The sequence below is a fragment of the Oleiphilus sp. HI0067 genome (genome assembly GCF_001635735.1).
The window spans coordinates 1-837 of sequence record NZ_LWFI01001440.1 but is presented as its reverse complement, the minus strand read 5'-3'; the positions used below and the strand labels follow the sequence as shown (position 1 = coordinate 837).

Below are 837 nucleotides of genomic sequence, written 5' to 3'. Positions count from 1 at the left end.
AGGCATCCACGTCGACCTCAAGCTCACCGAGTTCAGCCAGCTCTCTGAACATCCGAACAGGCTCGTTACCCGTTCGTAAAATATCTGTAGAAGGACGGAAAAATATTTGCCATCCGCGTGCCCCATCACTATGGCCATCGTTAGCATCGCCCTCTCCACCGTTTTGGGTTGCAGCGGAAGCGCCTGATTCTCGGCCATTTAAAATATCTTCAAATTCTGATTTAAGTGAATTGGATAATTCGGTCTCGCATTCCTCGCCTTGTTCCAATTGCGTGACCATTGTTCGCAGGCAATCGACTGAACGAAGGAATAGATCAACATGCTCTGCAAGAATTTTGAATTGATCTGATCGAATCAGATCAAGAAGCGTTTCTACGACGTGTATAAAATCTGCAATTTGCTGAAAACCAAAGATACCACTACCACCCTTAATTGAGTGCGCAGCACGGAATATTTCATCAATGCGCTCAGAATCTTGATTGTCAGGGTCCAGCTCTAAGAGAGCTGCCTCCATTATGTCTAAGCCTTCGTTACTTTCTTCAAAGAAGACCTGATGAAACTGACTGAGATCTACGCTCATACTTCACCCCATGAAAATGGTGCTTAACACTACCCCATCACTTTCTTGATGGTCGCGAGTAACTGGTCCGGATTAAACGGTTTAACAAGCCAGCCCGTGGCGCCAGCCTCTTTACCTTCGGATTTCTTATCGCCAGCGGATTCCGTCGTTAACATAAGTATCGGCGTGAACTTATAATCAGGAAGTGTTCGTAGATTCTTGACGAGCTCAATGCCATCCATTACTGGCATATTTACGTCTGATAAAACAAGGTCAAT

2 protein-coding genes are annotated in these 837 nt (G+C 45.4%); both read right to left on the bottom strand.

What is annotated here, in order from left to right:
* Window positions 1-580 (bottom strand): Hpt domain-containing protein (locus A3739_RS23430; protein ID WP_197472520.1); only part of this gene is annotated, 580 nt, incomplete at its 3' end.
* 29 nt (window positions 581-609) lie between these two features.
* A partial coding sequence (locus A3739_RS23425) for a response regulator (RefSeq protein ID WP_156502789.1) occupies window positions 610-837 on the bottom strand: 228 nt, incomplete at its 5' end.